Annotated in this window: 26 protein-coding genes and 2 pseudogenes; 14 read left to right on the top strand and 14 right to left on the bottom strand. The window is 61.7% G+C overall.

Features of this window, described 5'->3' with window-relative positions:
• The first annotated feature begins 61 nt into the window (after nucleotides 1–61).
• Nucleotides 62–367, top strand: coding sequence for a DUF1294 domain-containing protein (locus J2X43_RS24570; protein ID WP_310298619.1), 306 nt, complete (start codon nucleotides 62–64; stop codon nucleotides 365–367).
• Here the strand turns inward: J2X43_RS24570 and J2X43_RS24565 are convergent.
• A complete protein-coding gene (locus tag J2X43_RS24565) occupies nucleotides 364–873 on the bottom strand; it encodes a GNAT family N-acetyltransferase (RefSeq protein ID WP_112389717.1) in 510 nt (169 codons plus the stop codon). The genes J2X43_RS24570 and J2X43_RS24565 overlap by 4 nt on opposite strands.
• A gap of 289 nt (nucleotides 874–1,162) precedes the next feature.
• Between J2X43_RS24565 and J2X43_RS24560 the strand changes: the two genes are divergently transcribed.
• Entirely contained in the window at nucleotides 1,163–1,441 is a 279-nt protein-coding gene (locus J2X43_RS24560) for a YjhX family toxin (protein WP_310298615.1), read from the top strand.
• A 143-nt stretch (nucleotides 1,442–1,584) separates the two neighbouring features.
• Here J2X43_RS24560 and J2X43_RS24555 read toward each other — a convergent pair whose 3' ends face one another.
• The 5 genes from J2X43_RS24555 to J2X43_RS24535 form a co-directional block, all read right to left on the bottom strand.
• Nucleotides 1,585–1,857, bottom strand: coding sequence for a hypothetical protein (locus tag J2X43_RS24555; RefSeq protein ID WP_310298612.1), 273 nt, complete (start codon nucleotides 1,855–1,857; stop codon nucleotides 1,585–1,587).
• 19 nt (nucleotides 1,858–1,876) lie between these two features.
• Nucleotides 1,877–2,341 carry a GNAT family N-acetyltransferase gene (locus J2X43_RS24550; protein WP_310298609.1) on the bottom strand — a complete coding sequence of 155 codons (465 nt, stop codon included), beginning with the start codon at nucleotides 2,339–2,341 and terminating at the stop codon, nucleotides 1,877–1,879.
• A gap of 20 nt (nucleotides 2,342–2,361) precedes the next feature.
• On the bottom strand, nucleotides 2,362–3,843 hold the full coding sequence (gene gatA, locus J2X43_RS24545; protein WP_310298607.1) for an Asp-tRNA(Asn)/Glu-tRNA(Gln) amidotransferase subunit GatA: 1,482 nt from the start codon (nucleotides 3,841–3,843) through the stop codon (nucleotides 2,362–2,364).
• A 54-nt stretch (nucleotides 3,844–3,897) separates the two neighbouring features.
• Complete coding sequence (gatC, locus tag J2X43_RS24540) at nucleotides 3,898–4,185, bottom strand: Asp-tRNA(Asn)/Glu-tRNA(Gln) amidotransferase subunit GatC (protein ID WP_112389713.1); 288 nt, start codon at nucleotides 4,183–4,185, stop codon at nucleotides 3,898–3,900.
• A gap of 69 nt (nucleotides 4,186–4,254) precedes the next feature.
• A complete protein-coding gene (locus J2X43_RS24535) occupies nucleotides 4,255–4,959 on the bottom strand; it encodes a metal-dependent hydrolase (RefSeq protein WP_310298604.1) in 705 nt (234 codons plus the stop codon).
• Between the two features lie 120 nt (nucleotides 4,960–5,079).
• Between J2X43_RS24535 and ruvX the strand changes: the two genes are divergently transcribed.
• Nucleotides 5,080–5,568: a Holliday junction resolvase RuvX gene (gene ruvX / locus J2X43_RS24530; protein WP_112516933.1), complete on the top strand. Its 489-nt coding sequence runs from the start codon at nucleotides 5,080–5,082 to the stop codon at nucleotides 5,566–5,568.
• Here ruvX and J2X43_RS24525 read toward each other — a convergent pair.
• The 4 genes from J2X43_RS24525 to J2X43_RS24510 form a co-directional block, all read right to left on the bottom strand.
• Entirely contained in the window at nucleotides 5,511–5,837 is a 327-nt protein-coding gene (locus J2X43_RS24525; RefSeq protein WP_310298600.1) for a DUF6105 family protein, read from the bottom strand. The two genes, ruvX and J2X43_RS24525, sit on opposite strands and share 58 nt — an antisense overlap.
• A complete protein-coding gene (locus J2X43_RS24520; RefSeq protein ID WP_310298596.1) occupies nucleotides 5,834–6,007 on the bottom strand; it encodes a hypothetical protein in 174 nt (57 codons plus the stop codon). Before J2X43_RS24520 ends, J2X43_RS24525 begins: the two co-directional genes overlap by 4 nt.
• A gap of 124 nt (nucleotides 6,008–6,131) precedes the next feature.
• Nucleotides 6,132–6,782, bottom strand: coding sequence for a TetR/AcrR family transcriptional regulator (locus J2X43_RS24515; RefSeq protein WP_112537391.1), 651 nt, complete (start codon nucleotides 6,780–6,782; stop codon nucleotides 6,132–6,134).
• Between the two features lie 152 nt (nucleotides 6,783–6,934).
• Nucleotides 6,935–8,128, bottom strand: a complete 1,194-nt coding sequence (locus tag J2X43_RS24510) for a TCR/Tet family MFS transporter (protein WP_310298593.1) — start codon at nucleotides 8,126–8,128, stop codon at nucleotides 6,935–6,937.
• A gap of 111 nt (nucleotides 8,129–8,239) precedes the next feature.
• On the opposite strand from J2X43_RS24510, the gene J2X43_RS24505 reads away from it, so the two are divergent.
• Entirely contained in the window at nucleotides 8,240–8,896 is a 657-nt protein-coding gene (locus J2X43_RS24505; RefSeq protein WP_310298705.1) for a TetR/AcrR family transcriptional regulator, read from the top strand.
• Between the two features lie 25 nt (nucleotides 8,897–8,921).
• Here the strand turns inward: J2X43_RS24505 and J2X43_RS24500 are convergent, their stop codons facing one another.
• Complete coding sequence (locus J2X43_RS24500) at nucleotides 8,922–9,539, bottom strand: GNAT family N-acetyltransferase (RefSeq protein ID WP_310298590.1); 618 nt, start codon at nucleotides 9,537–9,539, stop codon at nucleotides 8,922–8,924.
• Nucleotides 9,540–9,542: 3 nt separating this feature from the next.
• Nucleotides 9,543–11,192 (bottom strand): acyl-CoA dehydrogenase family protein, encoded by a 1,650-nt coding sequence (locus tag J2X43_RS24495; RefSeq protein ID WP_310298587.1) that lies wholly within the window; start codon nucleotides 11,190–11,192, stop codon nucleotides 9,543–9,545.
• Nucleotides 11,193–11,369: 177 nt separating this feature from the next.
• Here J2X43_RS24495 and J2X43_RS24490 point away from each other — a divergent pair, with 177 nt between their 5' ends.
• From J2X43_RS24490 to dprA, 5 genes and pseudogenes are all read left to right on the top strand, one after another.
• Nucleotides 11,370–12,326: an aspartate carbamoyltransferase catalytic subunit gene (locus J2X43_RS24490; RefSeq protein WP_112389705.1), complete on the top strand. Its 957-nt coding sequence runs from the start codon at nucleotides 11,370–11,372 to the stop codon at nucleotides 12,324–12,326.
• Entirely contained in the window at nucleotides 12,323–13,612 is a 1,290-nt protein-coding gene (locus J2X43_RS24485) for a dihydroorotase (RefSeq protein ID WP_310298584.1), read from the top strand. Before J2X43_RS24490 ends, J2X43_RS24485 begins: the two co-directional genes overlap by 4 nt.
• Before the next feature lie 12 nt (nucleotides 13,613–13,624).
• Nucleotides 13,625–13,792, top strand: coding sequence for a hypothetical protein (locus tag J2X43_RS24480; RefSeq protein ID WP_310298580.1), 168 nt, complete (start codon nucleotides 13,625–13,627; stop codon nucleotides 13,790–13,792).
• Between the two features lie 46 nt (nucleotides 13,793–13,838).
• Nucleotides 13,839–14,459 carry a glycerol-3-phosphate 1-O-acyltransferase PlsY gene (plsY, locus tag J2X43_RS24475; RefSeq protein WP_310298576.1) on the top strand — a complete coding sequence of 207 codons (621 nt, stop codon included), beginning with the start codon at nucleotides 13,839–13,841 and terminating at the stop codon, nucleotides 14,457–14,459.
• A 1-nt stretch (nucleotide 14,460) separates the two neighbouring features.
• Nucleotides 14,461–15,605: pseudogene (gene dprA / locus J2X43_RS24470) on the top strand (DNA-processing protein DprA).
• Nucleotides 15,606–15,610: 5 nt separating this feature from the next.
• On the opposite strand, the pseudogene J2X43_RS24465 reads toward dprA, so the two are convergent.
• A pseudogene (locus J2X43_RS24465) lies at nucleotides 15,611–15,791 on the bottom strand (hypothetical protein).
• Between the two features lie 251 nt (nucleotides 15,792–16,042).
• Here J2X43_RS24465 and topA point away from each other — a divergent pair.
• The 5 genes from topA (at nucleotide 16,043) to rpmG (ending at nucleotide 23,299) form a co-directional block, all read left to right on the top strand.
• Nucleotides 16,043–18,730 (top strand): type I DNA topoisomerase, encoded by a 2,688-nt coding sequence (gene topA / locus J2X43_RS24460; protein WP_112537397.1) that lies wholly within the window; start codon nucleotides 16,043–16,045, stop codon nucleotides 18,728–18,730.
• 2 nt (nucleotides 18,731–18,732) lie between these two features.
• The gene (gene rnr, locus J2X43_RS24455; protein WP_310298570.1) at nucleotides 18,733–21,102 is read left to right on the top strand and encodes a ribonuclease R; all 2,370 of its coding nucleotides are present in this window, start codon (nucleotides 18,733–18,735) and stop codon (nucleotides 21,100–21,102) included.
• Nucleotides 21,103–21,120: 18 nt separating this feature from the next.
• Nucleotides 21,121–21,579, top strand: a complete 459-nt coding sequence (locus tag J2X43_RS24450; RefSeq protein WP_405049639.1) for a DUF983 domain-containing protein — start codon at nucleotides 21,121–21,123, stop codon at nucleotides 21,577–21,579.
• Between the two features lie 274 nt (nucleotides 21,580–21,853).
• Nucleotides 21,854–23,038, top strand: a complete 1,185-nt coding sequence (locus J2X43_RS24445; RefSeq protein ID WP_310298567.1) for an MFS transporter — start codon at nucleotides 21,854–21,856, stop codon at nucleotides 23,036–23,038.
• A 93-nt stretch (nucleotides 23,039–23,131) separates the two neighbouring features.
• The gene (gene rpmG, locus J2X43_RS24440) at nucleotides 23,132–23,299 is read left to right on the top strand and encodes a 50S ribosomal protein L33 (protein WP_003587245.1); all 168 of its coding nucleotides are present in this window, start codon (nucleotides 23,132–23,134) and stop codon (nucleotides 23,297–23,299) included.
• 761 nt (nucleotides 23,300–24,060) lie between these two features.
• On the opposite strand, the gene J2X43_RS24435 is transcribed toward rpmG, so the two are convergent.
• Nucleotides 24,061–25,434: a PleD family two-component system response regulator gene (locus J2X43_RS24435; RefSeq protein WP_112516946.1), complete on the bottom strand. Its 1,374-nt coding sequence runs from the start codon at nucleotides 25,432–25,434 to the stop codon at nucleotides 24,061–24,063.
• Between the last annotated feature and the right edge of the window lie 2 nt (nucleotides 25,435–25,436).

Here is a 25,436-nt window from a genome sequence, read left to right as displayed (position 1 = left end):
GCGTGTATGGTGCGCAGCTCCCGTTTTCGCGCTGTTAACAGCGGCGCGCTAGCATGGATGTATGATCTCCTCCCACGCGCTTCAACTCGGTGCCCTGCTTCTCGCCTACAATCTCTTCGTCTTCGCCACCTATTTTATCGACAAGCGCGCCGCCTGCCTGGGACACCGGCGCGTCAGCGAGCGGACCTTGCTAATGCTGGCATTGTTCGGCGGCAGTCCGGGCGCGATCACTGCCCAGCGCCTGCTGCGGCACAAGACGCAGAAGGAGCCGTTTCGCACGCTTCTTATGGGAATTGCGCTGCTTCATGCCGTGGTATGCGGTGGGCTTGCCGTCTTCGTCGCAGCCGGACGATTGGGGCTTACTTAGAAGTCCGGCCCGTAAGTGCCGTCGCCCCCGCTCTCGAGCGGCTTGGTCAAACCGACGGAGGGTACGTCGCGATCAAGCTTCGGGTTGTAGACGATCGACAGCCAGTGGATGCTATAGCCGTGCTTCTGGAAGAAGTTGATAGCCTCGTTGTTACCCGAATGCGTCTGCATGCCGGCGCTGGAGAAACCCTGGTCGGCGATATCCGTCTCGATCTGCGCCAGCAGCGCTGCGCCGACACCCTGGCGGGTGAAGGCCGGATCGATCCAGAAATCCGAGATCGTTTCGTCGAACTTCTCCCGGGCGCCCCAGCCGACAATCTGGCCGTTGAGTTCGGCCACGGTAATCGTCAGCCAGCTGTTACGGGTGAAATTCGAAAAGGCACTGCGCGCCGCATCGAGCAGCGCGTCCGTCTCGCCCATGGCCACCATCGCCTTTTGCCAGGCTCTGAGGCCGATCTCACTCAAAAGGTCCGCCTCGCCCTCGCGGGCATTGCGAATGTGGATCATGGAACCCCCGTTCAATGATCAAAGTAGAACACCGAATCGCCAGTTTTTCCATCGGTTTGCGCGGCTTTCGCACCGTTTTTGCAGGCGCGTTGCGAATCTGGCGCGCTTGACGGCAACCTGTGCGTGGGTTAGGCAAACCTTATGTTGAACTCGTCAGAGACCCGCTAAGGGCCCTGCCCGCAAGCTGCTTGCGCGCATGGGCCAGAAAAAAACGAAGCCCCGCCGTTCGCCTTGAACGCCGGATCGTTTTTTTGTGCGCTTTCGAGCGCCAGACCGGATCAACACAACAATGGACATTTCGCGCACCGAACAGCGCATCCTGCACCTGCTCGCCCAGGGCGGCCGGATCGAACTCACCCGCGGCGAAGACCGCACCATCGAGAAGCTTCAACTTTTCACCAGAGAAGGCTGGGTCTTCTCCGGCATCGACATCCTCACCTTCCGCAAACTCAAGCAGAAACGGGCCATCCGCTCACAGGGCGGCAAGCCGTATCGAATTACCGAGCGGGGATTGGTGCTGGTGAGGGCGGAGCAGGATAGGGTAAGGAAACCGGAGGCTGGCTCTTGAATGGGCCAGTCTTTTCACTTTGCCCTCATTCCTGTGCTCGTTACAGGAATCAAGCAGCGCCATGTCCATAGCGCGTAAGACTCTTTATCACGGCGCAGACGCGCCGTGGCTGGATCTCTGTGACAAGCACAGAGATGAGGGAGCTACGAAGTTGCCAACTCAGCCTTCATCGCCGCCCACTCTTCAGCCAGCGTTCCTGTTCCGCGAGCCCGTCCGGCACGGCGGTACCAGTAGTCGGCGTTCCAGTCGTCGCCCTCGATGCGATGGCAGAGAGCATGGCCCCAGTCGAAGGGGCGCTGACCTTCGTGGGCCAGGCAGATGTTGTGAACATCGGTCCATTCGTCGCCCATGACAAAGCCCGCAGCCGCAAGGCGGTCGAGGGCTTCGATTAGATTTTCGAGATCAGTTTTGGACATGGCCACCTCTCCGCGTTGCCTATCTGAGATGCATTTCGAGCTTCACCATTTCAAGGTCTACTCCCAGGCTCGCATCGCGTTCAAAGCCGCGCCTGACGATCGAGAAGCCGGCTCGCTCATAGAGGCGGATGGCGCCGGTATTGGTGGCGCGGGTGTCAATCCTGACGATACGGTAGCCTTCACCGGATATGACGCTGACGAAATGCGCAAGTAGCACTGCCCCGATGCCGCGACCCTGGAAGGCGGGATCGACCCAGAGGTCTGAAATGTAAGCGGGCGCATCTTCACGGGCAGCCCAGCCTACGACCTTGCCGCCAATCTCGGCAACCGCGACATCGCCTTTGGCTGACGCGGGATAATCGACGAAGGCCTTTCGGGCGGCTGCGACGATGCTGGAATCGGAGAATACTTCCTCTCCCTTTATGTTCGACAACCAGGCCGCAAATCCAACTTCGCCGACCACAATGTGGTCGGCGACGGTCATTTTCCGAATTGTTAGGCCGCTTACCACCACTTGGCAGGCGAGAACTTGCCGGCTGCCTGTTCGATGACGTGGGCGGTTTTGAAGAGGGTTTCCTCGTCGAAGGGCTTGCCGATCAGCTGCAGGCCGAGCGGCAGGCCCTTGTGGTCGAGACCGGCGGGAACGGCGATGCCCGGCAGGCCCGCCATGTTGACGGTGACCGTGAAGATGTCGTTCAGATACATCGCGACCGGATCGGCGGCGAGGTTCTCGTCGGCGACGCCGAACGCGGACGACGGTGTGGCCGGGGTCAGGATCGCATCGACGCCGGCGTCGAAGACGATTTCGAAGTCGCGCTTGATCAGGGTGCGGACCTTCTGGGCCTTGATGTAATAGGCGTCGTAGTAACCGGCCGACAGCACGTAGGTGCCGATCATGATGCGGCGCTTGACTTCCTTGCCGAAGCCCGCAGCGCGGGTCTTCTCGTACATGTCGGCGATGTCCTTGCCGTCGACGCGCAGGCCGTAGCGGACGCCGTCGTAGCGGGCGAGGTTCGAGGAGGCCTCGGCGGGGGCGACGATGTAATAGGCCGGAAGCGCATATTTGGTGTGCGGCAGCGAGATGTTGACGATCTCGGCACCGGCATCCTTCAGCCAGGCAATGCCCTGCTGCCAGAGCGTTTCGATCTCCTCGGGCATGCCGTCGACGCGGTATTCGTTCGGAATGCCGATCTTCATGCCCTTCAGCGATTTGCCGAGTGCGGCTTCGTAATCCGGAACGGGCAGATCGACCGAGGTCGTGTCCTTGGCGTCGACGGAGGCCATCGACTTCAGGAGGATTGCGGCGTCGCGCACGTCGCGGGCGATCGGACCGGCCTGATCGAGCGAGGATGCGAAGGCAACCGTGCCCCAGCGCGAGCAGCGGCCGTAGGTCGGCTTGATACCGACGGTGCCGGTGAAGGCGGCAGGCTGACGGATCGACCCGCCGGTATCGGTGGCGGTCGCACCGGCGCAGAGATGGGCGGCAACGGCAGCTGCCGAACCGCCGGACGAGCCGCCCGGAACGAGCTGCTGGTTGGAGCCGGAGGCGCGCCAGGGGTTGATCACCGCACCGTAATGCGAGGTTTCGTTCGACGAACCCATGGCGAACTCGTCCATGTTCAGCTTGCCGAGCATGACGGCGCCGTCGTTCCAGAGGTTCTGGGTGACTGTCGATTCATAGCGCGGCTCGAAGCCGTCGAGAATATGGCTGCAGGCCTGGGTGTGGACGCCGACTGTGGCGAACAGATCCTTGATGCCGAGCGGGATGCCTTCGAGATCGCCTGCCTGGCCGGCCGCGATGCGCTCATCGGATTTTTTGGCCATGACGCGGGCGAGATCGGGCGTGGTCTTGATATAGGCGTTCAGCGCGCCGTTCGCCGCATCGATCGCCGAGATATAGGCTTCGGTCAGTTCGGTGGCGGTGATCTCTTTGCCGCGCAGCTTCTCGCGGGCTTCGGCAATGGTCAGGCTGGTGAGTTCGCTCATAGTGTTTACTCGGATCGTTTTGATGGCAGCGGGGATCGGAAAAAGCGGCAGCGCTTATTCGACGACTTTCGGTACCAGGAAGAAATTGTGGTCGGTGACGGGAGCGTTGGCGACGACGTCGTCCGCCTTGTTGCCATCGGTCACCTGGTCGGTCCGCTTCTTCATCGCCATCGGCGTGACCGAGGTCATGGCCTCGACGCCTTCGACATTCACTTCGGACAGCTGTTCGACGAAGCCCAGAATGCCATTCAGCTCGCCGACCATGCGATTTGCCTCGTCTTCGGAGACGGCAATACGGGCAAGGCGCGCAACGCGCTTAACGGTGGCAAGATCGACGGACATGGCATACTCCGAAAGGGAAATTTCCCACTCGCTATAAAGACCATGTCCGCCTTGTGCAACGGGCTTTCGTCAGATCGAGAAGCTCTCGGAAGGCTTGATCGCCTTCACTTCCGTCTTCGAACCTTCCATGCCGGAGACGAACTTGTCGGCGGTCTGGTCGATGATCGGGAAGGTGCCGTAATGGCAGGGGACGGCGGTCTTGAAGTTGAAGTAGCGCTGGCAGGCGAGTGCCGCCACCGCGCCGCCCATGGTGAAGCGGTCACCAACAGGAACGAGGCCGATATCCGGCTGGTGCAGCTCGTTGATCAGCGCCATGTCGGAGAAGATGTCGGAATCGCCCATCGCGAAGATCGAGGCTTCGTCGTCGAAATGCAGCATCAGGCCGTTGGCGTTGCCGAGCGCATGGGCAATGCCGTCTTCGGTGACCTGCGCCGAGGAATGCAGCGCATTGGTGAAGGTGGCCGAGAAGCCGCCGAGCGCAATCGTGCCGCCGGTATTGCCCATTTCGATCTTCGAGACGCCCTTGGCGGCAAGCCAGGATGCGAGATCGGCATTGGCGAGAACGGTGGCGCCGGTTTCCTTGGCGAGCGCGATGGTGTCGCCGACATGGTCGCCGTGGCCGTGGGTCAGCAGAATATGGGTGATGCCTGCCGACACATCCTTGATGTCCTGGCCCTCGAAGGAGGCATTGTAGGTCAGGAAGGGGTCGAGGAGGATTTTTGCCTTGCCGGTTTCGATGCGGAAGGCGGAGTGGCCAAGCCAGGTGATCTTCATGAAAAGCGTCCCTTTATTATGTGATGCAAAAGCAGGTCTCGATTGTTATGGACATAGCCGATATGGCTGCAAAGAAAAGCCGCCACAGGCTTCAATTTGTTTTGACGGGATGAAACGCCGATGACGGTGATGACGATCGAAGAGATGGCTGCATTCCTGCAGCCCGGACAGGCGATCGCCGGGCTCGATCTCGGTACCAAGACGATCGGCCTTTCGATGTCGGATCTCGGACGGCGCTTCTCGACGCCACGTCCCGTCATCCGCCGCGAGAAATTCACCATCGACGCCGAGGTGCTGCTGGCTTTTTCCGAGAAGGAAAAGGTTGCCGGCTTCGTTATCGGCCTGCCGATGAACATGGACGGGTCCGCGGGTCCGCGCGTGCAGGCAACGCGCGCCTTCGTGCGCAACATGGAGCAGAAGACCGCCCTTCCCTTCGTCTATTGGGACGAACGGCTGTCGACGGTCGCGGCTGAACGGGCCTTGCTGGAGATGGACGTGTCGCGCGCCAAGCGGGCCGAGCGGATCGACTCCGCTGCGGCGAGCTTCATTCTTCAGGGCGCCCTGGACAGGCTGTCGGCGCTTTCGAGAGCGGATGATTTCGACGCCTGACGGGCGGCCCACCAGGCGGCAATCTTCTTGCGCTTGCGGAACGCGATGATCGCCAGAACCACGAGACTGTCGACGGCAATGGCGCGGGCAACGAGCGGCGGAATGCTTTCCGGCGGCACGCCCAGAACCTGGCCATAGACTTCGAAGGTCAGGTCATGGACCTGACGGCTCAGCATGAAGATGCCGAAATTCATGTCGTAATAGGAAAGCCAGTACCAGCCGCTCAGGAAAACGATCGGGCCCAACCAGAAGATCAGGAACCACTTCATGCGGCCTCCCCTCGGTGACGCCAGGCAGCCGGACTTTCGAGACCGACAACCCAGGTCGACAATGCCATCACGCTCAGGACGACCGCGGGAACGGTGATATCAAGGGCGAGCACCGCGAAAAACATCATCGCGGCAACAAGCAACGCAGCTTTGGCGGCTCTGGTTCCCATCATGGGTCCTGACAGCTAAGAATTTAACTGCCCGTACCCTGTCGCCTTAACGCCGAGGGCGCAACGTAAACCATTTGTTAAGGTTAACAGCGGGGCGGGTGCCTGTGGATGAGCCGGCCGCCCGTCAGCCGTAGACGCCGCGAACGATGCGCTTCAGCGCCGTCGCCGCCTTGTCCCAGTCCTTGGCGGTCTTCAGCGCCAGCCCGGCGCACTGTCCGCCAGCCGAGGCAGAAAGGACGAGATGCTGGATCGCGGCGAAGAGAATCGCATTGGTGGCGACGGGATCGACGCCCTTCGGCGGGGTCAGCGAACCGCGCATGCGCTCCAGCCACTGCGCCAGCGCCTTGGAACGCGCCTCCGAGAGGCGCCTCACCTGCTCGGTATTTTCCGAAACTTCCCAGGCGACGATGCGGCGGACGAGCGGGTCGTCGCGTAGCGCTTCGAGGAAGAGCAGCGACAGCCGCTCCATCAGATCGCCATAGGTCAGCAGGAACATGCCGCCAGTATCTTCGGGGATGCGGTCCTTGACCCAGGTGCCGAGATCGGCGCCGATTGCCTCGACCAGTCCGTTGAGGCCGCCGTAATAGCGGTAGATCAGCTGCTTGTCGCAGCCGGCGCGGCGGGCGACGGCGTTGATGCCGAAATTCTGAAAGCCCTCTTCGGCCAGCAGAGCCTTGGCGGCCTTCAGAATTGTCTTTTCGGTCGCGCCGCGGTCGCGGATGCGCTTCTCGGGTTCGGCGGCAACGGGTGCCAAAACCATGGTGTCGTCAAGCATATCGAAGCCGATTCCGTTCTTGTCACTACAAGGTGAGTAACAACGGCACCCTGCCCCGGCAACGGACAAGGCCTTGATAGATTGTGGATAGTCCCAAGGTTTTTCGGCAGATTGCGGAGACCGTGATGCAACGATCACGGCCTCGTCTGCCCTCAGACGGCCTCGGCCGTCTTCATTCGGGGAATGTTGAGGGCGAGGACGATCGGTACCGTTATCGCGTAAACGGCAATCGCCGACAGCCAGATTGCGCCCGGCCATTGCTGCTGCACGACGAAATAGAAGCTGGAGAAGCCAAGCGGCGCGACGATCGACGAGAGGCTGACGACCGAGGCGAGCAGGCCCTGGAACTGCCCCTGCTGTTCGCCGCTCACCATCCGTGTTGCCATGGACTGGAGCGACGGCACGCCGATGCCGCCCAACACAAAGACCGGCATGACGGCAAAGACGATCCACGCCTGCGTGGTGAAGGCCATGACAGCAAGCGCCAGTGAGGTGCCGGCAAGGCCGGTCAGGATGGTAGCGCGCTCGCCGAGCAGTTTCACGGCGGGCCCCGGCAGGAACATCTGCGCCAGAGCCTGGCAGGCGCCATAGGTGCCGAGCGAGAGGCCGATCCACAGGCCGTTCCAGCCGAACACGTCATGCCCCCACAAAGCCCAGCAGGTGCCGTAGACCTCGCCGACGCCGCTGAAAATGAAGAAGACAGTGATGATCGGCAGCAAGCCGCGCATCGAGATCAACCAGCGGAACGGGCGAAGCGGGTTGAGGGCGGCGAGATCGATCCGCTCGCGGCTCGGTTTGCGCGACTCCGGAAGCACCAGTAGCGCCAGGAGCAGATTGCTGGCGTTGAAAACTGCGGCAGCTATGAACGGCAGCCTCAGCCAGTAATCGCCAAGGATGCCGCCGAGAACCGGGCCGACGATAAAGCCGATGCCGAAGGTGGCGTTGAACAATCCGAAGCGGCGGGCGCGTGTCTCCTCCGCAGAGATATCGGTGATGTAGGCGCTGGCGACCGAGATGTTGGCGCTTGTCAGCCCGGCGACGGCACGGCCGATCAGCAGCATCCACAGATGAGGCGCGAAGGCCAATATCAGATAGTTGACGGCAGCGCCTGTCATCGAGATCAGCAGCACCGGCCGCCGGCCGAGCCTGTCGCTGAGAGCGCCGAGCACCGGCGCGCAGATGAACTGCATCGCCGCGTATAGCGAGGTCATGATGCCGATATAGGTCGCGACATTGCCTGCATGCGTCACTTCCGCGATCAACCGCGGAAGAATGGGGAAGATCAGACCGATCCCGACCGCGTCGAGGCCGATGGTGGTGAAGATGACGACGAGTGCCTTGTTCATGGCAGGCTGCGCTATACCGAGTTTTAAAATGTACTCAGTATATAAATCTTGCTAATGCAGACTGTCAATGCAAATATGTACTCAGTATACAAACTGCGCTATGATGCGGACATGAACGCGACTTTCGATTCCAATCCGCTTGACGACAGGCGATCCCGCAAACGCCTCGCCACCCGGCGGGCCATCTCTCTTGCCGCCGACCGGCTGTTTCTCGAGCGGGGCTTCGATCATGTGACGGTCGATGACATCGCGGCTGCGGCCGATGTCGGGCGGATGACGGTGTTCAATCACTTCCCGCGCAAGGAGGACATGTTCTTCGACCGCGATGAGGAAGGGCGGGAGACGTTGCGCCATGCATTGCAAAACCGGGATCCATCCGTCCCGCCGGTCGAGGCCTTGCGCCTGCTTGCGCACCAACTGGTGGCCGAACAGCGGCCCTATGTGGAATTTTCCAACCGCAGCCAGAGCTTCATTGCAACGGTCGAGCGCAGCGAGACGCTGAAAGCGCGTGCCCGGGCGATCCGCGACGAGCTGGCGCAAGCGGTGGCAGCTGGACTGGCGGAGACCGTGGGGCGCGAGTTATCCGACCCGGATGCCGATCTCGCCGCCAACTTGCTGCTGGCAACCTGGAGCGTCGCCTTCCTTCAGGCACATCGGGCATTCCGGCAGGACGGGAATTCAGAGAAGGCGACCGCCCTCTTCCTTGCCATGATCGATCGGGGAAGCACCGGCGTGAAAGCCGCGATGGCGGGAACGCCCTACGCCTGACGGCGTAAGTCTCCATCCGGAGACATCAAAGATACTGACCAAACCAGATCGAGCGATCCGTGGGATCGACGAAGGGCTGGGCGAGGCGTTCGAAGCCGCGCGAGGCCCAGAAGCGCTGCCCGCCGATATTGCCCGCATTGGTGCCGAGATGGACGCCTTTGATCCCGGCCTGGCGGGCCGACGTCATCCAGCGATTGAGAAGCCTGGTGCCAAGCCCCTGCCCCTGCAGCCGCGGCAGCATGTTCATATGGATATGGGCTGGGAACTCGGCGGCGCGCGCCGCGAAAGCGCGCTGCGGATTGTGGATGGTGAAACTGCGGCGCTGGTCGGCATTCCAGCCTTCCGGATCGCCTTGCGGCGCCGGATAGCGGGCGCGCAAGGCGGGCCACCATTCGCTTTCAAGACGGTCTTCGAACGCAGGCGTATCGTAGGGGCCAACGACGTAGCCGGCAACACCATCGGTATCCTCGACGACGAAGGACGTCTCCGGGCTCAGCGTCACGTAAGGCGCCGAATAGATGTGACCGATCATCTTCCGATCGTGATAGAGCGCCGAGGCATCCTGCCCGGCCTCTCCCGTCAGCAATGAAATCTCGTAAATCGCCTCGAGATCATCGGGGCGTGCGTTGCGGATCGTTGCCATCGGTCAGCTTGCCGGCGGATACAGCAGATCGACGATATAGCTCGCGTCGAAGCGGGCATCGAGCATGCCGTAGGTGGCGCGCCAGCCGCCTGCCAGACGTGTCTCGATAAAGGCATCGGCGATCCGGCCCGCACCGAGGCGATAGAGCTCTGCGGCAGCGGCAGCAAGCGCCAGCTGCTCGATCAGCAGGCGGGCAGCGCCCTCGTCGCGCTCGCAAAGCGCCATCGCCGCGCGCAGCACGTCGATGGTCTTCTTGCCGGCCGGGCCGAGATCGCGGGCAAGACCGGCGAAGACCGTTTCGAACAGATCCTTGCCGCGCGAGAGAACCCTGAGAAGATCGAGCGCCATGACGTTGCCGGAGCCTTCCCAGATCGCATTGACCGGAGCTTCGCGGTAGTGCCGGGCGATCGGGCGCTCCTCGATGTAGCCGCTGCCGCCGATGCATTCCATCGCTTCATAGATCAGCGCCGGGGCGATCTTGCAGCACCAGTATTTGGCTACCGGTGTCATGACGCGGGCGTAGGCGGCCTCTTCTGCGTTGTTGCGTGCCTTGTCGAAGGCATCGGCTAAGCGGAAGGAAAGCGCCGTCGTCGCCGCCACGTCGAGCGCCATGTCGGCGAGAACGCGGGTCATGATCGGCTGGTGAACGAGCATCTTGCCGAAGACGCTGCGGCCGCGGGTGTGGTGCACGGCTTCGGCGAGCGAAGCGCGCATGATGCCCGAGGATGCCAGCGCGCAATCGAGCCGCGTCAGCGTCACCATGTCGAGGATGGTGCGGATGCCGGCATCTGGGCCGCCGAGCAGGAAGCCGAACGTATCGTTGAGCTCGACTTCCGAGGAGGCGTTCGAGCGATTGCCGACCTTGTCCTTCAGGCGCTGGAACTGCAGGCCGTTGGCCGAGCCGTCCTCCAGCAGGCGTGGCACCAGGAAGCAGCCCATGCCGTCCTTGGTCTGCGCCAGCATAATGAAGGCGTCGCTCATCGGCGCCGACATGAACCACTTGTGGCCCGAGAGACGGTAGATGCCTTCGCTGACCTTTTCGGCGGTCGTCTTGTTGGAACGGACGTCGGTGCCGCCCTGTTTCTCGGTCATGCCCATGCCGATGGTCACGGCAGACTTCTGCATGGCGGGCTTGTTCGAGGAATCGTATTTGCGCGAGAGGATCTTCGGCGCCCAGTCCTTCTGGACAGCAGGCGACGCCGAGAGTGCGGCCACTGAGGCACTGGTCATCGTCAGCGGGCAGAGATGGCCGGATTCCAGCTGCGCCGTCAGATAGAAGCGCGCGGCGCGGATCTTGTGCGACTGGTCCTTGGCATCGGCATCGGCCTGCGGATCCCAGACGGAAGAATGCAAGCCGACGGACATCGATCGGCGCATCAGCGCGTGCCAGGCCGGATGAAACTCGACGACATCGAGACGCTCGCCGCGCGGCCCATGGGTGCGCAGCTTCGGCACGCCCTCGTTCGCCATGCGCGCGAGTTCCTGCGCCTCCGGTGAGGTGACATAGCGGCCCATGTTTTCCAGGTCTTCGCGCGTGCCGCGCGGCAGCGTTGCCGTCAGGTCGACGATCAGCGGATCGGAGCGGTAGGCATTGATACCGGACCAGAGGCCTGGCTGGTTCAGCTCGGCGAGTTTTTCTTCAGCGGGAGTCATGAGTCGCTTCTATTGCATGAGCCAGATAAATGGAAACCGGAACTTGACGATTTCAACTCCAGCTCTAGCGGATTTGCGGCAAAATTGCATGGGGACACAGAGCTTTGCCCACAGCACAAGCTTGCAGCCGCGGACGGCACTCATTATAGACCCACCGACACAGCAAGAGGCAGGTTCATGGTCTTTTTCCCCCACCGCCACCTCATCGGTATCAAAGGTCTCACCGAGCAGGATATCACCCTTCTCCTCGACAAGGCCGACGAGGCCGTCAAGATCAGCCGACAGAGAGAAAAGAAGACGTCGACGCTGAGAGGTCTGACGCAGATCAACCTCTTCTTCGAAGCGTCGACACGCACGCAGGCCTCCTTCGAACTGGCCGGAAAGCGGCTTGGCGCCGACGTCATGAACATGTCGGTCGGCAATTCGTCGGTGAAGAAGGGCGAGACGCTGATCGATACGGCGATGACGCTGAACGCGATGCGCCCCGATGTGCTGGTGATCCGCCATTCGAGCGCGGGTGCCGCCGCGCTCCTCGCACAGAAAGTCTCCTGCTCGGTCGTCAATGCCGGTGACGGGCAGCATGAGCATCCGACCCAGGCACTGCTCGACGCGCTGACGATCCGTCGTGCCAAGGGCAAGCTGTCGCGCATCATCGTGGCGATTTGCGGCGACGTGCTGCATTCGCGCGTCGCGCGCTCCAACATCCTGCTTCTGAACGCCATGGGCGCCCGGGTGCGCGTCGTCGCTCCGGCAACGCTGCTTCCCGCCGGCATCGCCGACATGGGCGTCGAGGTCTTCCATTCGATGAAGGAAGGGCTGAAGGATGCCGACGTCGTGATGATGCTGCGCCTGCAGCGCGAGCGCATGTCCGGCGCCTTCGTGCCATCGGTGCGTGAGTATTACCATTTCTACGGCCTCGATGCCGAAACGCTGAAATCCGCGAAGGAAGATGCCCTTGTCATGCATCCGGGCCCGATGAACCGCGGCGTCGAGATCGCATCCGAGGTCGCGGACGGCCCGCAAAGCGTGATCGCCGAACAGGTCGAGATGGGTGTCGCGGTGCGCATGGCGGTGATGGAGACCCTGCTTGTTTCTCAGAACCAGGGGCCACGGACCGAAGGAGTGGGCGCATGAGCAATCTCGTCCTCACCAATGTCCGCATCATCGATCCCTCGCGCAATCTCGATGAAAGAGGCACCATCGTCGTCAAGGACGGCGTGATCGTTGCCGCCGGCAAGGACGCGCTGAACCAGGGCGCCCCTGATGGCGCCGAAGTCCGTGACTGCAACGGCCTCGTTGCCGTACCCGGTCTCGTCGATGCCCGCGTCCATATCGGCGAGCCGGGTGCCGAGCACCGCGAGACGATCGCTTCCGCCAGCCGTGCCGCCGCAGCCGGTGGTGTCACCTCCATCATCATGATGCCGGATACAGACCCCGTGATCGACGACATCGCGCTGGTCGAGTTCGTCAAGAAGACCGCCAAGGACAAGGCGCTCGTCAATGTCTACCCGGCAGCGGCGATCACCAAGCATCTGGCTGGTGAGGAGATGACCGAAATCGGCCTTCTCATGGAAGCCGGCGCCGTCGCGTTTACCGATGGCCGCTCCAGCATTCATGATACCCAGGTGCTGCGCCGGGTGATGACCTATGCCCGCGAGTTCGGCGCCGTCATCTCCTGCGAGACCCGCGACAAATATCTCGGCGCGACAGGCGTGATGAACGAAGGCCTGTTTGCGAGCTGGCTCGGTCTCGGGGGCATTCCGAAGGAAGCCGAGCTGATCCCGCTCGAGCGCGATCTGCGCATCGCCCAGCTGACCCGCGGCAACTATCATGCGGCGATGATCTCGGTGCCTGAGTCGGTCGAGGCGATCCAGCTTGCCAAGCGCCGCGGCGCGAAGGTCACCTGCGGCATCTCGATCAACAATCTGGCGCTCAACGAGAACGACATCGGCGAGTACCGCACCTTCTTCAAGCTCTACCCGCCGCTGCGCACCGAAGACGATCGCGTGGCGATGGTCGATGCGCTGGCGAAGGGCCAGATCGATATCATCGTCTCCTCGCATGACCCGCAGGATGTCGATACCAAGCGCCTCCCCCTCGGCGAAGCGGCCGATGGCGCCGTCGGTCTCGAAACCATGCTGGCAGCGGCCCTTCGCCTGCACCACAGCGGCCGTGTCAGCCTGATGCGGCTGATCGATGCGATGTCGACCCGCCCGGCGCAGATCTTCGGCCTCGACGCCGGAACGCTGAAGCCCGGCGCCAAGGCGGACATCACGCTGATCGACCTCGAAGAGCCTTGGCTCGTTTCGAAAGACATGCTTCTGTCGCGCTCGAAGAATACGCCTTTCGAGGACGCCCGTTTCTCGGGCCGGGCGGTTGCGACTTATGTGGGTGGGGTCAAGGTGCATTCGCTGGACTGAGGAGGTAGCGGCATGAATGAGAACGAGAACGACAGTCATCATGGCGCCCCGATCCGGAAGCAACGAGGCTCAAAGCACTATTCGTCGACCATCGTGCTGAGCACCGTATTCGTGACGCTCTGCACGCTGGCCGCGCTGCTGCTCGGTGGCGCGGAAATCTGGGTCTTCGAGAACGGTTAAGACAGCGGCTTCGGGACAAGGCCGTAGAATATAAGGTGGAGGGGACATGATTTCGGAACTCACCAACTGGCAGATCACTCTGCCCATGGCGCTTGCTGCAGCCGTTGCCGGCTATCTGCTCGGCTCCATTCCATTCGGCCTGATCCTGACGCGGGCAGCCGGTCTCGGTGACGTTCGCAGTATCGGTTCTGGCAATATCGGCGCCACCAACGTGCTGCGCACCGGCAACAAGAAGCTTGCTGCGGCAACCCTGCTGCTCGACGCGCTGAAGGCGACAGTCGCAGCCTGGATCATGGCCTATGTCGCAGGCCCTGAAGCCGGCGCCATTGCTGGCCTCTTCGCCTTCCTCGGTCACCTCTTCCCGGTCTGGCTGGGCTTCAAGGGCGGCAAGGGTGTCGCCACCTACATCGGCACGCTTCTCGGCGTTGCACCGCTCTTCGTTCTGGTCTTTGCCGCTGTCTGGCTGACCATGGCCTTCATCTTCCGCTACTCGTCGCTGGCAGCGCTCACGGCAATGCTTGTCATTCCGGTTGCATTGTGGATATTTGGATACGAAAAGGTTGCAGCCGTCATGGCGATCATGTCGGTCATCTCCTATTACAAACACAAGGCCAACATCTCCCGGCTCATCGGCGGGACGGAAAGCAAGATCGGGGCGAAGGGATAGGATGGACGTCGGAAGCGCAAGGCCAAAGGGAATTGCGCTTTCGGACCGGCAACGGATCGCCTGGCTTCGGCTGATCCGCTCCGACAATGTCGGGCCGGCCACCTTTCGTGGACTCATCAATCATTTCGGTTCCGCCGAGGCGGCACTTGCCGCCCTGCCCGAGCTTTCGGCCCGCGGCGGCGCCACGCGGGCGATCAAGATCGCCACCGAGGCTGAAGCGCATCGCGAGCTGGAAACGGCCAGCCGTTTCGGCGCCCGCTTCATCGGCATCGGCGAACCCGACTATCCGCAAGCCCTTCGCCAGATCGATGGCGCCCCGCCGCTGATTGCCGTCAAGGGCGACGTCTCCGTTCTGCATCGTCCGGCAACCGGCATCGTCGGCTCGCGCAATGCCTCGATCAGCGGCGCCAAGTTTGCAGCGATGATCGCCAGGGACTGCGCCGCGCGGGATATGCCGTCGTATCCGGCCTTGCCCGCGGCATCGATACCGCCGCCCACCGCGCCAGTCTCGATACCGGCACCATAGCTGCTCTCGCTGGTGGTCTCGACCAGCCCTACCCGCCGGAGAATGTGCCGCTGCTCGATGAGATCTGCAGCGGCAACGGACTGGCGATCAGCGAAATGCCGTTCGGCTGGGAACCCCGCGCCCGTGACTTCCCGCGCCGCAACCGGCTGATTGCCGGTATCGCGCTTGGGCTCGTCGTCGTCGAGGCGGCCACGCGATCAGGCTCGCTGATCACGGCGCGTCTGGCCGGCGAATTCGGGCGCCTGGTCTTTGCCGTGCCCGGCTCGCCGCTCGATCCGCGCTGCCAGGGCACCAACGGCCTCTTGAAAGACGGAGCGATGATTGTCACTTCGCCCAGCGACGTCATCGAGGCGCTGGCGCCGCTCTCGCAGCTCGACCTGTTTTCGGCACCGATGGCGGAGGAACCTGCCAGTAACGGCCCCGGCCTATCGCCGCCCGACGATTCCGAGCGGGCGCGGATCACCGATGCGCTCGGTCCGGCGCCGGTCGAGGTTGACGACATCATCCGCCACACCGGACTTCCGGCGCCTTCGGTCTATCTGGTTCTGCTGGAGCTGGATATTGCCGGGCGGCTGCACCGGCATCCCGGCGGCATGGTCTCCCTTGCGATGGGAGATTGAGCGCACTACATGCGGTTGTGAAGTTCGCCGGCCTCAACATTAGGCCATCTCGATCAGATAGCAGAGCATGCTGGCGTCTTCCTTTTCGGCAACCTGACGCAACTCCGCCAGCATCTGCCTGACAAAGGCGATGTTTTCGCGCGAAGCCGATTTGTCGGTTCTCTTGTTGAAACCCTTGGGCGACATGGACAGTCTCTGAATGACGGACGGCGGCTTGGGAGGGGCCTTGACCACACCTGAAAAACGATAACGCAATTATCTTAAATTGCAATACGTTTATAATCCCTCTTAGGTTGCATCACGTTGCAAAACGTAAAATTGAAGCAAACCCCTTGACCGAAGCGATTTCCCTGTCCATGTCGGAGAACCGGCAATCTGCAAGCGGCAAGTATTGCGCTCATCCTCCCGCCGGACGCGGCAGTTTTTAGAGAATCATCATGAATGTAGTCGTGGTAGAATCGCCTGCGAAGGCAAAGACGATCAACAAGTATCTGGGTCCTGGATACAAGGTGCTCGCCTCCTTCGGTCACGTTCGCGATCTGCCTGCAAAGGACGGATCGGTTCTGCCCGATCAGGATTTCGAAATGCTTTGGGAGGTCGATGGGGCCTCGGCCAAGCGTATGAAGGATATTGCCGATGCGGTGAAATCCTCCGACGGCCTGTTCCTGGCAACCGACCCTGATCGCGAAGGCGAAGCGATTTCCTGGCATGTCCTCGACATGCTCAACAAGAAGAAGGTGCTCGGCGGCAAGACCGTCAAGCGCGTGGTCTTCAACGCCATCACCAAGAAGGCCGTGCTCGACGCGATGGCCGATCCGCGCGATATCGACGTGCCGCTGGTCGACGCCTATCTGGCGCGCCGTGCTCTCGATTATCTCGTCGGTTTCAACCTGTCGCCGGTCCTCTGGCGCAAGTTGCCGGGCGCCCGCTCGGCAGGGCGCGTGCAGTCGGTGGCTTTGCGCCTCGTCTGCGATCGTGAATCCGAGATCGAGCGCTTCATTTCGGAAGAATACTGGAACATCTCGGCGCTCTTGAAGACGCCGCGCGGCGATGAGTTCGAAGCCAAGCTGGTTGCGGCCAATGGCAAGCGGTTGCAGCCGCGCGCCATCGGCAACGGTGAGGAAGCGGGCAAGCTGAAGGCATTGCTCGACGGTGCCTCCTATGTCGTCGACAGCGTCGAGGCAAAGCCCGTCAAGCGCAACCCGTCGCCGCCGTTCACGACGTCGACGCTGCAGCAGGCTGCCTCCTCGAAGCTCGGCTTCTCGGCATCGCGCACCATGCAGGTAGCGCAGAAGCTCTATGAAGGAGTCGACATCGGCGGCGAGACCGTCGGTCTCATTACCTATATGCGTACCGACGGCGTGCAGATGGCGCCTGAAGCGATCGATGCGGCGCGCAGCGCCATCCTTGATCAGTTCGGCAGCCGTTACGTTCCCGACAAGGCCCGCCTCTACTCCACCAAGGCGAAGAACGCCCAGGAAGCCCACGAAGCGATCCGGCCGACCGATTTCAACCGCACGCCTGACGAGGTGCGCAAGTACCTGGATGCCGATCAGATCCGCCTTTACGACCTGATCTGGAAGCGCGGCATCGCCAGCCAGATGGCCTCGGCCGAGATCGAGCGCACGACCGCCGAAATCACCGCCGACAAGGGCGGCGAAAAGGCAGGTCTTCGCGCCGTCGGCTCGGTGATCCGCTTCGACGGTTTCATCGCCGCCTATACGGACCAGAAGGAAGACGGCGAGCAGAGCGACGACAACGACGATGAAGATGGCCGCCTGCCCGAGATCAATGCCCGCGAGAACCTCGCGAAGCAGAAGATCAATTCGACGCAGCACTTCACCGAACCGCCGCCGCGCTATTCCGAAGCCTCGCTGATCAAGAAGATGGAAGAGCTCGGCATCGGCCGCCCGTCCACCTATGCCGCAACGCTCGCCACGCTTCGTGACCGCGAATATGTGACGATCGACAAGCGCAAGCTGATCCCGCATTCGAAGGGACGGCTGGTGACGGCCTTCCTCGAAAGCTTCTTCACCAAATATGTCGAATACGACTTCACGGCCGATCTCGAAGAGAAGCTCGACCGCATCTCGGCAGGTGAGCTGAACTGGAAGCAGGTTCTGCGCGACTTCTGGAAGGATTTCTTCGCCCAGATCGAAGACACCAAGGAACTGCGCGTCACCAACGTGCTCGACTCGCTGAATGAATCGCTGGCGCCGCTGGTGTTTCCAAAGCGCGAGGACGGCAGCGATCCGCGTATCTGCCAGGTCTGCGGCACCGGCAACCTGTCGCTGAAGCTCGGCAAATACGGCGCCTTCGTCGGCTGCTCGAACTATCCGGAATGCAACTACACCCGCCAGCTATCCTCGGAAAACAATGGCGAAGGCGAAGGCACGGCGCTGAACGAGCCGAAGAATCTCGGCACCGACCCGACGACCGGCGAAGAGCTGACGCTGCGCTCGGGCCGCTTCGGACCCTATATCCAGCGCGGCGACGGCAAGGATGCGAAGCGCTCCTCGCTGCCGAAGGGCTGGAAGCCTGAAGATATCGACTACGAGAAGGCCATGGCGCTGATCTCGCTGCCGCGCGATATCGGCAAGCATCCGGAAACCGGCAAGATGATCTCGTCGGGCATCGGCCGCTACGGACCGTTCCTGCTGCATGACGGCGGCTACGCGAACCTCGAAACCGTCGAGGACGTGTTCTCCGTCGGCCTCAACCGTGCCGTCACCGTGATTGCCGAAAAGGCCGCCAAGGGACCGGGCGGCCGCGGCCGTGGAACGCCGGCAGCGCTGAAGGAACTCGGCGAGCATCCGGATGGCGGCGGCGCGATTACCGTGCGCGACGGCAAGTACGGCCCCTATGTCAATTGGGGCAAGGTCAACGCGACGCTGCCGAAAGGCAAGGATCCGCAGGCGATCACCGTCGAGGAAGCCGTCGAGCTGATCACCGCCAAGGCCGGCAAGGCACCGGCTCCAAAGGGCAAGGCCAAGCCGAAGGCAGCCGCTGCCGAAGGCAAGGCAACCAAGACTGCCGCCAAGCCGAAGGCCGCAGCCAAGACCAAGGCTGCCGCGAAACCGAAAGCGGCGAAGGCCAAGGCGCCTGCCAAAGCGAAGAAGAGCTGAGTGTGAGCAAGATACCGCGCGAGAAGACAAGAGGCCCGGGCAAGCGTCCGGGCAAGGTTGGCCGTGCGGGCAGCGAAGCCCCGCCTGCAGCATTGGATATCACCCACGGCGCCATGCCGTCGCGCGAAGTCATACTGCGCTTCATCGCCGACCATCCGCAGAAGGCATCGAAGCGCGAGATCGCCAAGGCATTCGGCCTCAGGGGCGATACGCGCGTCGAACTCAAGCATCTGCTGCGTGACCTCGAGCAAGAGGGAATGCTGCAGAAGACCCGCAAGTCGCTGATCCGCCCGGGCGCATTGCCGCCGGTGACCGTTCTCGACATCACTACGCGCGACAAGGATGGCGAGCTGATAGGCCGCCCGGCCGAATGGCCCGATGACCAGGGTGTGGCGCCTGCCGTCGCCATCCGCCAGTCGTCACCGGCAGGACGCCAGGGCAAGGGCAAGGCACCCGTTGCCGGCATGGGCGACCGGGTTCTCGCGAAAATCTTTCCGGCTGCCGATCGCGGTGGCCCCTCCTATACCGCCCGCATCATCAAGGTTCTCGACAAGCGCCGCGGCGCTAGCATGGGCGTGTTCCGCGCGGCACCCGGCGGCGCCGGACGCCTGCTGCCGATCGAGCGGCGCGGCGAGGAAATGGTGATCGACCCTGAATATACCGGCGGCGCCAAGGACGGCGACCTGGTCGAGGTCGAAATCGCCCGTCTCGGCCGCTTCGGCCTGCCGCGCGCCAAGATTCTCTCGGTTGTCGGCTCGGTTGGCTCCGAGAAGGCGATCTCGATGATCGCCATCCACGCCCAGGGCATTCCGCATGTCTTCCCGCAGGCCGTCATCGATGAGGCGGAGGCTGCCAAGCCTGCTTCGATGTCGCATCGCGAGGACTGGCGCGACGTTCCGCTGATCACCATAGACCCCGCCGATGCCAAGGATCACGACGACGCCGTCTATTCCGAGACCGACTCCTCGCCTGACAATGCTGATGGCGTCATCGTTACCGTGGCGATCGCCGACGTCTCCTATTATGTCAGGCCGAAATCGCAACTCGACCGCGAGGCGCTGAAACGCGGCAATTCGGTCTATTTCCCGGATCGCGTCGTGCCGATGCTGCCGGAGCGCATATCCAACGATCTGTGCTCTTTGCGCGAAGGCGTCGATCGTCCGGCACTTGCGGTGCGCATGGTGTTTTCGAAGGAAGGCCGCAAGATCGGCCACACTTTCCACCGCATCATGATGAAGAGCGCGGTGAAGCTCTCCTACCAACAGGCGCAGGCGGCCATCGACGGCAAGCCCGACGACAAGACCGGCCCGATGCTGGAGCCGATCCTGAAGCCGCTGTGGAACGCCTATGCGGTGATGACGCGCGGCCGCGAGCGGCGCCAGCCGCTCGAACTCGACATGCCCGAGCGCAAGATCCTGCTGAAGAGTGACGGCACCGTTGACCGCGTCTTCGTGCCGCCGCGGCTCGACGCGCACAAGCTCATCGAGGAGATGATGATCCAGGCCAACGTTTCGGCTGCCGAGACGCTGGAGAAGAAGAAGCAGGTTCTGATCTATCGCGTGCATGACGGCCCGACGCTTGCCAAGCAGGAGATCCTGCGCGAGTTCCTGGCGACGCTCGGCATCTCGCTCGCCAAGGGCGGCAACATGCGCGCCAACAATTTCAACGGTATCCTTGCGAAGGCCGATGGGACGCCGCATCAGACGATGGTCAACGAAATGGTGCTGCGCTCGCAGAGCCAGGCGATCTACAGCCCCGAGAATATCGGGCATTTCGGCCTGAACCTGATGAAATACGCACATTTCACCTCGCCGATCCGGCGCTACGCCGACTTGATCGTCCATCGCGCCCTGGTCGGCTCGCTGGGCTTCGGCGAGGGCGGGATCACGCCCGAGGAAGAGGCCGCGCTCGACGATATCGCCGCCGAAATCTCGACCTTCGAGCGCCGGGCGATGGCTGCCGAACGCGAGACAGTCGACCGCCTGATCGCCCACCATCTTGCCGGCCGCGTCGGCGAGGAGTTCGAGGGACGGGTTTCGGGCGTGACCAAGTCAGGACTATTTGTCGCCCTGCCCGAGTATGGAGCTGACGGCTTCATCCCTATATCTACACTGGGCAGCGACTATTTCATCTACGACGAAGCGCATCAGGCGCTGTCGGGAGAGCGGACCGGGCTCGGCTACCGTCTCGGCGACACCGTCACGGTCAAGCTTGCCGAGGCCATTCCGCTGGCCGGCGCGTTGCGCTTCGAGATGGTCAGCGAAGGACGGGCAATGCCGACGGCGGTGCGCTCGTTCCACAAGTCCGGCCGCCGCGATAACATGCAGGCCCGCAAGAAGGCAGGCACGAGACCGCCGCGCGGGCGGCGCTAACGCCAGAGGAAGACTGCGATGATGACGCCTGCACCCGATCACCCGGTCCAATTCGGCGGCACAGACGCGGCCGAACGTCCGCTGACGCGCTCGATCATCCGCGGCATGCTGAACAAATGCCCGAACTGCGGCAGCGGCAAGCTGTTCCGGGCGTTTCTGAAGCCGGTGGACAATTGCGCGGCCTGCGGCGAGGCGATGCATCATCACCGTTCCGACGACCTGCCACCCTATCTGACGATCTTCGTCATCGGCCACGTCATTCTTGGCGGCTACATGCTGACCGATCTCGTCTGGCCGCTACCGATGTGGCTGACCTTCGCCATCTGGGCGCCGGCGACGCTGCTCTCGGCGCTCCTCATCATCCAGCCGATCAAGGGCGGCGTCATCAGCCTGCAATGGGCGCTGCGCCTGCACGGCTTCGGCGGTCATAGCGACGACCACGATGTCTATGAGATCCCCGGCAGGGACAAGCCTTAGGGCGCGTTTCGAAGCACCTTCACCATCCAGACATAATTCGCTTGTATTGGGCAACGCTCATGCGCATGGCGGGCTTTTTTGCCTGCCTGTGTCTTTGTCCGGCGAATAAAGTGGTGCGCGTTTTCTTGACTGATCTGATGTTCGACGATTCGATCTCTTGCCATCAGCGCTGGACTTCCCTTAAAGCTCTGCCCGTCACCTGGATTTGGCATGTCTGTGCGCTTCTGTGTGGCACGAGACGGGTGATTCGTTTCAGTCATTCAAGGATGGATATATGTCTCAGCCGAGAAACGGCACGCCGGGCGATGTTGAAGAAATCCATTGGCCGTCGCTCGTTGCCGCCGTCTCGTCGATCTCTGCCGTCGGTATAGCGATCGGCCTTGGTCTTCCGCTGCTCAGCATCATCCTCGAGAAGCGCGGGATTTCATCGACGCTGATCGGACTGAACACCGCGATGGCCGGCGTTGCCGCCATGGCTGCCGCACCGATCACGACGAAGCTGGCGCATAAATACGGCGTTGCCTCCACCATGCTGTGGGCTGTGGTGATCTCGGCACTCAGCGCCATCGGCTTCTACTACGCCCAGGACTTCTGGATGTGGTTCCCGTTGCGCTTCGCCTTTCATGGCGCGACGACAACGCTCTTCATCCTATCCGAGTTCTGGATCAACGCCGCATCGCCGCGATCGAAACGCGGCTTCGTGCTCGGCATCTACGCGACAGTGCTATCGCTTGGCTTTGCCGCCGGGCCCCTGCTCTTCTCGATCCTCGGCAGCGACGGCGTACTTCCCTTTGCCGTCGGCGCTGTCGCCATCCTGCTTGCCGCGATCCCTATCTTCATCGCCCGCTACGAAAGCCCGGTGCTGGAAGAGAAGCCGGAGCTGCATTTCATGCGCTACGTCTTCCTGGTGCCGACGGCGACCGCCGCCGTCTTCATCTTCGGAGCTGTCGAAGCCGGCGGCCTGGCGCTGTTTCCGATCTACGCGACCCGCGCCGCCTTTACCGAATCGCAGGCTGCCCTGCTGCTGACGGTGATGGGCATCGGCAACGTGATCTTCCAGATTCCCGTCGGCCTGCTGTCCGACAAGATGAAGGACAAGCGCCCCCTGCTCGCAGCTATGGCTTTCATGGGCTGTATCGGCTCACTGATGCTGCCGCTGCTCGTGCATAGCTGGGTACTCATGGCAGGCGTCCTGCTCTTCTGGGGCGGCTGTGTGGCCGGTCTGTACACGGTCGGGCTCAACCATCTCGGCTCGCGGCTGACGGGCTCCGACCTCGCCGCCGCCAATGCCGCCTTCGTCTTCTGTTATGCCGTTGGCACCGTTGCTGGTCCGCAGGTGATCGGTGCGGCGATCGATGTTGCCGGCAATAACGGATTTGCCTGGGCAATCGCCGGCTTCTTCGGCATTTATGCCCTGCTTTCAGGCATAAGACTGCTTTTCATTCGAAAGCGAGGTTGACATTTCGGGCGAGATTCGTATTTTCGCGCCAGAATTTGCCGTGGAGCCCATCCGGCTTGCCACGGCATTCATTTTATTAAAGGCAGGACGACCATGGCTAAGGCTACCACAATCAAGATCAAGCTGCTGTCGACGGCCGACACCGGCTTCTTCTACGTCACGACGAAGAACAGCCGTACGATGACCGACAAGATGACCAAGACCAAGTACGACCCGATTGCTAAGAAGCATGTCGAGTTCAAGGAAACCAAGATCAAGTAATTCTTGATCCCTGGGTTTTGAAAAAGGCGCGCGCCCAACGGCTGCGCGCCTTTTTCGTTTTCCGGTCTACCGTCACGATAAATGTTAGCGCAAACAAAAACACCGCCCTACCGATTTATCGGCAAGGGCGGTGTTTTTACGAAAGGGGGTCGGCCAGCAAGCAACGCGGCACGAGGAACCGCTTAAAGTTGCGAACTAGCCGACCGACCCCACGACCCAGGAGATGCGGCGGACCTGAGCATCATGGGGTATCTCGGCATCCCATGTTCGGGAGCGCTTTTCTTATGGCTCGATAATTTGCCCGAAAATGAAAGAAAATCAACAAATTCTTAATGATTAGATTTGTGAGCTTGTCCCTATGGTTAAAAGTCCAATTTTGGGGCAGGTGCGAAATGAACGAATCACGTTTCTTTACTTGATGAAGAAAAACGCGATCAAAGAACACCGGAAATATATATCAGTACAATTATCGCGCACTTCCGTTACGTTAGGTAGCCGATTTACGCTCACGCGAATAGTAACATCACCACAACTCTTGGCGCAAAACCATTTATGCTTGACGCTGACTTTTGATAACGATTCTATTCGTTAAAACGAACACAAATCCCCCTCAAATTGGACGATTGTATCGGCTCTCCATTTTTGGGGTCTTAGTTGAAAAACAGCCTGCGATATGGCAGCGACATCATTAAAATTTGTTAATCTTTCACTGCTGCCGGTGGAAAACTGGGAAAACCACCCGCTAAACAGGCCCGGTATCGTCAGGCCGCCGCGGCGACGACTCGGTTGCGGCCGGTGTTCTTGGCTTCGTAAAGCGCGAGATCAGCCTGCTTCATCAGCTGATCAGGCGTCAATACGCTCGATTGGCGCGAAGCGATGCCGAACGAGGCCGTGACCTTCAGCTCCTCGCCTGCCGATTTCAACGTGAAGCCATTGTCTTCGATCGAGGCCCGCAGGCGCTCCGCCACGGCTGCCGCGACCTCCGGAGAAGTATCGGGCATGACGACGACGAATTCCTCGCCGCCATAGCGGCAGGCGAGATCGGCGCCGCGCACGGTCGAACGGATGCGGTTGGCAAACTCCTTCAGGACTTCGTCGCCGGCATCATGCCCGTAGGTATCGTTGACCTGCTTGAATCGATCGATGTCGGTGATCAGCACCGAGAGCGGCTTACCCCGCGCCATCGAGCGGTTGAAGAGCACGTTCAGGTGATTGTCGAGATAGCGGCGGTTATTCAGCCCAGTCAGTGCGTCGGTAACCGCGAGCTCGATCGTGTGCTTGACGCTGGCGCGCAGACGGTCGTTGAAGCGCTTGCGGCGGATCTGCGTCAGGCTGCGGGCGACAAGCTCGTTCGGATCGAGCGGACGGATGATGTAGTCGTTGACGCCGAGATCCAGCGCCCGGATGACCATGTCGTCGGCGCCCTGCTCGGTGATGATCAGGATCGGGAGGAAGCGCGTGCGCTCCAGTGAGCGGAACTGCGAGCAAAGCCGCAGCGGATCGTAGTCGTCGAAATTGGTATTGACGATCACCAGCTCGAACGCGTTTTCCGCCGCTTCGAAGAGAGCCGCCTGCGGATCGGAGATCGCCGTCACATCGGCGATCGGCTTCAGCGTCTTGATGATGCGTTCCTGCGAATTGGCGCGGCCATCGACAAGCAGGATCTGGCCTGCGTCCTCGGCCCGTCCCTCGCCTGCCCGCAGCAGATCGTCCATGCCCATGGTCTGCGCCGTTTCGGCGCGGATGCGCAGTTCGTCGCTCAGCGTCTTCAGGCGTAGCAGGCTTTTGACCCGCGAGATCAACTGCAGGTCGTTGACCGGCTTGGTCAGAAAGTCGTCGGCGCCAGCCTTCAGTCCGCGCACGCGGTCGGCCGGCTGATCGAGCGCGGTGACCATGACGACCGGAATATGCGAGGTCTTCGGATTGGCCTTCAGGCGCTCACAGACCTCGAAGCCGTTGAGACCCGGCATCATGACATCGAGAAGAATGATATCGACCTGGTTGCGATCACAGATCGCCAGCGCCTCATAGCCATCGGCAGCGGTCAGCACGTCGAAATACTCGGCGACGAGCCGCGCTTCGAGCAGCTTCACGTTCGCCGGAATATCGTCAACAACCAGAATGCGCGCAGTCATGA

The sequence above is a fragment of the Rhizobium sp. BE258 genome (assembly GCF_031457345.1).
Taxonomy (GTDB): Bacteria; Pseudomonadota; Alphaproteobacteria; order Rhizobiales; family Rhizobiaceae; genus Rhizobium.
Note: the sequence above shows the minus strand (reverse complement) of the source record. Positions and strands in the feature narration are given on the sequence as shown.